Here is a 7,214-nt window from a genome sequence, read left to right as displayed (position 1 = left end):
CCCGTGCCCGCCGCGCCGGTCCAGTACCCGGGTGCCGGCTTCCCCGCCCCCGAGCCGCCGCAGCCGACCCAGCCTCGACCGCACGGCGGATACGGCTTCCCGCAGCCACCCGCGCCACCGCAGGGCGGTCAGGGCGGTTACGGCTTCCCCCAGCAGCAGCCCCCCCAGGCGCCGCAAGGCCACGGCGCCGTGCCGACCGGCCTGCCGCAGCAGCAGCCGCCGCCGGTGGAGAACAGGACGCCGCCTCCGCAAGGGGGTTACGGTTCTCCGCCGCCGCCGCAGCCCGGGTACCCGCAGCCCGTGAGCGCGGAGCCCGAGGCGGCGGGACCGCTGCCGCCACTGCCCGCGCAGGGCGGATACGGCTTCCCGCAGCAGCAGCCGGCGCAGAACCTGCCGGCGCCGTACGCCCCGCCGCAGCAACAGCCGCCGCAGGGCCACGGGATCGATCCGCGGCAAGGCGGGCACGACGCGCAGGGCGGCGACCCGGCGGCCCCCGCCGCGCACCCGGGTCCTGTGGACCCGCGGTCCGGCGGCTGGCCGACGGTGACGCCCGATCAGCGGCAGCGCACCACGCAGGGCGGCGCCCCGCTGGGCTACACCGCCGCCGTGGAGCTGTCGTCGGACCGGCTGCTGCGCCATCAGCCGAAGCCGAGGAAGCCGGGCGCGAACGCGCAGCCGAGCCGGTTCAGGATCGGCGGCAAGAAGGAGGAGGCGGAGCGGCAGCGGAAGCTGGAGCTGATCCGTACGCCGGTGCTGTCGTGCTACCGGATCGCGGTGATCAGCCTCAAGGGCGGCGTCGGCAAGACGACGACCACGACCGCGCTGGGTTCGACCCTCGCCAGCGAGCGGCAGGACAAGATCCTGGCGATCGACGCGAACCCGGACGCGGGCACGCTCGGCCGCCGGGTCCGCAGGGAGACCGGCGCGACGATCCGCGACCTGGTGCAGGCGATCCCGTATCTGAACAGCTACATGGACATCCGCCGCTTCACCTCGCAGGCGCCGTCCGGCCTGGAGATCATCGCGAACGACGTGGACCCCGCGGTCTCGACGGCGTTCAGCGACGAGGACTACCGGCGCGCGATCGATGTGCTCGGCCGGCAGTATCCGGTGATCCTCACCGACTCGGGCACGGGTCTGCTCTACAGCGCGATGCGCGGGGTGCTGGATCTGGCCGACCAGCTGATCATCGTCTCGACGCCATCGGTGGACGGCGCCTCCAGCGCCAGTACGACGCTGGACTGGCTGTCGGCGCACGGCTACGCCGACCTGGTGGCACGCAGTATCACGGTGATCTCCGGGGTTCGCGAGACCGGGAAGATGATCAAGGTCGAGGACATCGTGTCGCACTTCCAGACCCGCTGCCGCGGGGTGCAGGTCGTGCCGTTCGACGAGCACCTGGCGGCGGGCGCCGAGGTGGACCTCGACATGATGCGGCCGAAGACCAGGGAGGCGTACTTCCACCTCTCCGCGATGGTCGCCGAGGACTTCGTCCGCGCCCAGCAGGCGCAGGGCCTCTGGACGGCGGACGGCCAGCACCAGCCACCGCACCAGGCACCGCCGATGCCCGGGCCGTACGGCGCCGCCCCGGCCGGCTACCCGGCGCAGGGCCAGCCGGGCCAGCAGGGGCACCCGGGCCAGCCGGGCCAGCCCGCTCAGCCCCTGTGGCCAGGACAGCCCAGCCCGCCCGCGCAGCCGCCTCAGCCGCCCTACGGCCGGCCCATGCAGCCGGGCCAGGCACCGCCCGCGCAGTACGGCGCCCAGCCGCAGGCCCCGCAGCCGTATCAGCAGGGCGGTCCCGGCGGGCCGCAGCAGGCGCAGCCCTTCCAGCCGCAGTCGCCGCAGCCGCAGGCACCCCAGCCGCAACAGGGCTGGCCGGCGCCCCGGCAGCCGGAGCAGCAGGGCTACGGCTACCCGCCGCCCCCGCAGTAGTGCCCGAGACCCTTACGAGCACCAGGTGGCCACCGGGCCGCCGTCGTGGGTCTCCACGGCGGCGGCCCTCGGTGTGTACGGGCCGCCGCAGGAAGAACGCGCTGCCCGAGGAGCTGTCGGCGGCGATCACCGCGTCCTGGCCGCGCGGGAGTTGCGCGACCGCGTCCGGGCGGCGGTCCTCTCCTTACGGGACCCGGCCGGTCCTCGGGCGTCGCCGGACACGGAGGCCGTCCACGACGAGGTCCAGGACTTGGCCGGACGCGTCGACGAATTCCGGGTCAGCCGTCGGAGCGGGTCGGCTGCGGGGCCGCCACGACCAGGTCCCTGGCCCGTTTCACATCGTCGGCCATCCGTTCGAGCAGCGCCTCGATCGTGTCGAACTTCTCCATCCCCCGCAGATACGCGAGGAAGTCCACGGCCACGTGCAGGCCGTAGAGGTCCAGGTCGACCCGGTCGATGGCGTAGGCCTCGACGGTTCGTGAGGTGCCGTCGAAGGTCGGGTTGGTGCCGACCGAGATCGCCGCGGGCATGGCCTCGTCAGCGACGTGCAGCCAGCCCGCGTAGACGCCGTCGGCGGGGATAGCGGTGTGCGGCAGCGTCTCGACGTTGGCCGTGGGATAGCCCAGCTCCCGGCCGCGCTGCGCGCCGCGGACGACCACGCCCTCGACGCGGTGCGGCCGGCCCAGCACCTCCGCGGCGCCCGCGACATCGCCGGCGCCGATCAGCCGCCGGGTCAGGCTGGAGGAGAACGGCTCACCGCCGCCCGCCTCGCCGCGCATGAAGAGGTCCACGACCTCCAGGTCGTAGTCGTACTTCAGCCCGAGCGCCGACAGGAAGTCCACGTCACCGGCGGCCTTGTGGCCGAAGCGGAAGCTCGGGCCCTCCACCACGAGCTTGGCGTGCAGACCGTCCACCAGCACCGTACGGACGAACTCGCTCGGCGACTGCTTCGAGAATTCGCTGGTGAAGGGGATGATCAGCAGCGCGTCCACGCCGAGCGCGGCGACCAGCTCCGCGCGGTGGTGATGGGCCGACAGCAGCGGCGGGTGGCTGCCGGGCCTGACGACCTCGCTCGGGTGCGGGTCGAAGGTCACGACCACTGACGGCAGCCCCAGTTCCCGTGCCCGCTCCACCGCCCGGCCCATGATCAGCTGGTGGCCCCGGTGGACGCCGTCGTAGGAGCCGATGGTGACGACGCAGCGTCCCCAGTCACCGGGAACGTCATCCAAGCCCCGCCAGCGCTGCACCTTGACGCTCCGCTTCCCTCGCTGAATCTCGGACATTCGCTTTTCTGCAGAGCCAAGACTGCCATGCCGACACCCGGGGGCGCGCCCCCGGGCTGGCCGCGTCCGGACACCCGTCGGCGTCGCGGGGTGCTGCGGCGGCGCCCGCGGGCGCCGCCAGTCGCGGCCGGGCGCGGGGCTCCGCGCGGGCCGGCCGGGCGTCGCGGGGTCAGGAGGTGCGGGTGAGGCGGTGGCGGGCGCTGGGGCCGACGAGGGGGTCCCAGGTGGTGGTGTCGGTGAGCCAGCGCAGGAGGAGATGGCCGAAGTCGGGTACGACGGCGGCGAGTTCGACGATACGGCGGTCGAAGCGGGCGGCGCCTTCGGGGGTGCGGCCGAGGAGCAGGCCGAGGCGGCGGACCAGGTCGTGGGTGAGGCGCGGCGGGCGGCGGCGGGCACCGTCGGCGGCGGCAGTGAGCAGCGCGTCCAGCACATCGGGGTCGCGTTCGGTCTCCAGGGCCGCGTCCAGCAGCTCCTGGCGCAGCGGCCGGGACAGCCGGCTCCCGGGAGCGGCGAGCACCGCGAGGAGGGCGCAGCGGACATGCGGCGGGTGGTCGCGCAGCAGCGCGGCGGTCAGCGGGAGGACAACGGCCCGCACCCCCGGACCCTGTTCGAGCCGCAGGTCGAGAAAGCGCGCCACGCCGGCGGCGCCTGCCGGGCGGTGCCGCAGGTGGTCCTGGACCAGCGCGGCGGTCCTGCGGGCGAGCGCCGGTTCGGTGACCGCGGCCATGGCCGCGAGCAGGTCGCTCTCGTCCCGGCCGGGATCCGCGGACCGCAGCCGGGCCTGGAAGGCGGCCAGTACCGGCTCCGGATGGGTGGTGAGCGCCGCGGCGAGGGGTCCGGCCGGCACCCGGGGGTCGCCCGCGGTGAAACGGCCCAGCGCGACCGGCAGGTGGCGGTCGCGCGTGGCGGGGTCGCGCACGAGCATGCCCAGGGCGGCGCCGTGCAGCGCGCAGTCGGCGGGGCGGGCGAGGATCGTCAGGGCGGCGTAACGCAGCAGTTCGCGGTCGGCGTCGGAGCGGACGACGAGCGCGGCGCGGGACCCGTACGCGGCTGCCGCGACATGCCGCCCCGGGCGCGGGTCGTGCGCCCAGCGGTCGACGGCCCGGCACACCGCGGACGGCTCGTCCTCGACCAGGGCGGCCAGCAGTTCGTCGGCGCCCGGGTGCGCCGCGGCGACCAGGGCCTCGGTCAGGTCGTCCACGGCCTGCCCGCGGTGGGTGTGCAGCAGCGCCTGCGCGGCCGAGGCGACGGTCAGCCGCGGCCCCGCCACGCCCGCCGGGGCCTGCAGCGGCCGGTCGTCGTCGAACCAGCCGCACACCGCGGGCACCGCCTCGGCCGGGAAGTGGCACAGCAGCTCGGCGACGGCGGCCAGGAAGCGGTCCGAGCGGTCCGACGCCCCGGGCGGGCCGTCGGCGGGCAGCAGCAGCCGCAGCAGTTCGAGGCGTTCCGCGACCGGCAGCCGCACCCGGCGCCAGAACCACGGCCCGAAGTCGCCGAGGCCGCCCATGCCTTCCGCCGTGAAGCCGCCGCGCTCCACCGCCCGTACCGCCGTCCTGGCGGCCAGGTCGCGCAGCACTCCGCGGCAGACCGCCGCGTCCGGCAGCCGCAGCAGCACTTCCCGCAGCAGATGCGCCGCCCACCACAAGGCGTCGCCGCGCCGCTCCTCCGGTCCCGGCGGGGCCGGCCGCCCGGCGGCGGACACCCCGTGGGGCCAGCCGCCGTCGCCGAGGTCCTGCGGCGGGACGCCGGGCGCGGCGTCGCGGCGGACGCCCCTGCGGGTCCGGGGGGTGGGCACCGTGTCGGCGTCGAGGTCGGCCGGTGGCGGCAGTGCGGGCGCCTTGCGCGGGGTGCAGCGGGTCGGCGGCGGGGTCCTGTGGTCCAGGGCCTGGGCCAGGCCCGCCAGATGCCGGGTCAGGACATGCGGCGGCGCCATCAGCAGCGCCTGCACGACAGGCCCCGCGCGGTGCCGGGGTACCGGCAGCGCGCGCGGGGACAGCGGGGCGACCGGGGGCGCCTGCGGTACGGGCGGCGGCTGTCCGGCGCGCGCCGCGGGACGCGCCGGCAGGCGTACGGGCGCGTCGGCGGAGTGCGCGGCCTGCGGGGCGAACCAGCGGTGGACCAGGGCGTGCAGTGCCGCGCCCAGGTCCAGGTGGACGGCCTGGAGCCAGTCGGCCGCCTCCTCGTGGGCGAAGCGGTAGCCGGCGCCCGCGGGCACGAGCAGGCCCTCGGTCAGCACGGCGGAGGCCCAGCCCGTACGCCACGGGAAGAGCTCCTCGAAGGCCTCCCGGTCCAGCTCGCCCTGGCCGGGCCCGAGGCAGCGGCGGGCCGCCTCGTGCACCTGTCCGGCGACCCGGGCGGCCAGCCGCCGTACGCCGGTGCCGCGTACCGGCGGGTCCGCGGCGGCGGCCAGCCGGACCGCGATCCGCAGGCACACCAGGTCCAGGTGTGCGGCGAAGACCTCCGCCCGCGACGGTGTCCCGCCCGCGCCCTCCGCCACGGCCGCGCGCAGCTCGGACAGCAGCCGCAGCGTCAGCGGATGCGCCTCGTCCGCGCCCCCGAGCGCGCCCTCGGGCACGCCGTAGCGCTCGCGCGCTGCCGCGGCCTGTGCCGGGTCCAGGTCGCCGAGCCGCAGGCACGGCGGCAGCGCCTGCCCGCCGTCCGCGCGCGATACGGCCGCAGGGCCGTGGAGCAGCCAGGCGGGCAGCAGCCGGCCCGCCTGGTCCCAGAATTCGGGGCGGCAGGCGATGACCAGCCGCGCCGCGCCCGCGCGGAGCCAGCCGGCGGTGTCCGCTGCCCAGTCGGGCAGGGCGTGGGCGAGGGCCGTCGGCATCTCCTCCGGGGCGTCCAGCAGGATCAGCAGCGGGCGCCCGGCGGCCCGGGCGAGGCCGGCGACGGCGTCCGGCGAGGCGTAGAGCGGCTCCCCGGTCGTGGCGGCGCCGACGATACGGGCCGCGGAACGCAGCGAGCGCTCCACCGCGTCCTTGATGCCGCCGTCCGCGGGACGCAGTTCCGCACCGCGCAGCCACACCGTGGGCGCGGGCAGCGGGCCGCGCGCCCGGTCGGCAGCGAACCGCACCAGCTCGGTGGTACGGCCGCTGCCGGGCTCGCCGACCAGGCCGAGGATCATTGCCGCGTCGTCGCCATTTGCGGCGGAGAAGTCCCGCAACGCCTCGGCGACGTACGGGCGGGCGACCGGGTCGCGCCACGCGCCGGGGCCGGTCGCGGCGCCGACCGAGGTCGCGGTGAGCCGGAGCGCGCCCGCGAGGTTGAGGTGCGGCCCGTAGCCGGGCACGGTCGCGCCATTGCGCGCCAGCAGCTCGGCCAGCGCGGGCGGAGCGTCGGCGGGCCACAGCGGCAGGGCGAAGCCGGCCGCCCGGTGCCCGGCGTGCAGCGCGGTCGCGACGACGCCGAGCACCGCGCCGGTCGCCGCGTCGATCACCGGCGCGCCGGACGCCTGCGGCGGTACGCGGCTCAGGTCCGCGCCGTCCAGGGCGAGTTCGTAGACGTCCTCCAGCAGGTGGAAGCGGTCGGTCGCGGTGTACGTGACGGTGGCCGTGCCCAGCACCGCGCCCTCGGTACGCTGCGGCAGCCGCACCCGTATCCGCCGGTCGGGGTGCGCGGGGCCGCCGGGGGCGATGGACAGCGGCGGCACGGTCAGGCCTTCGGTGGCCACCAGGGCGAGGCCCTGCTCGGGAAGCGCGGTGATGGCTGCCGCCTCGACCAGGCACAGCTGGCCGCCGGGGGCGTGCAGTACCAGCCGGGCGAGGCCGTCGACCGCCTCGTGGCTGGTCACCATCGTGCCGTCGCGGTCGGCGAGGAAGCCGGTGCCGCGGGGGCGTCCGGCCAGGTCGCAGACCCGGACGAATACGTCGTCCGGTCCGCCGTCGGCCGCGCCGCGTGCCGCCGCCACCCGAGTACCTCCCCCGCCACCGCCGCGCCCAATTCGTCCCGCTTCGACGGTAGTGTGCGGATGCCGCTTCGCGGCGGTCAGGTGGGAAG

The 7,214-nt window shown here is 76.6% G+C and carries 3 protein-coding genes; 1 reads left to right on the top strand and 2 read right to left on the bottom strand.

The annotated features are described in order from the left end of the window. The coding region (locus V7E46_RS31110; protein WP_333771540.1) for a MinD/ParA family ATP-binding protein at positions 1-1,932 on the top strand (1,932 nt) is incomplete at its 5' end. A 278-nt stretch (positions 1,933-2,210) separates the two neighbouring features. On the opposite strand, the gene V7E46_RS31105 is transcribed toward V7E46_RS31110, so the two are convergent. Together V7E46_RS31105 and V7E46_RS31100 are read right to left on the bottom strand one after the other, a co-directional pair. Further along, a complete protein-coding gene (locus V7E46_RS31105; protein WP_329182339.1) occupies positions 2,211-3,179 on the bottom strand; it encodes a bifunctional riboflavin kinase/FAD synthetase in 969 nt (322 codons plus the stop codon). Positions 3,180-3,384: 205 nt separating this feature from the next. Continuing rightward, positions 3,385-7,125: a trypsin-like peptidase domain-containing protein gene (locus tag V7E46_RS31100; protein WP_333771539.1), complete on the bottom strand. Its 3,741-nt coding sequence runs from the start codon at positions 7,123-7,125 to the stop codon at positions 3,385-3,387. Positions 7,126-7,214: the final 89 nt, after the last annotated feature.

Origin of the sequence: Streptomyces sp. IBSBF 2435 (assembly GCF_036815005.1) — a bacterium.
Taxonomy (GTDB): Bacteria; Actinomycetota; Actinomycetes; order Streptomycetales; family Streptomycetaceae; genus Actinacidiphila.
This window is presented reverse-complemented; position numbering and strand designations above follow the sequence as displayed.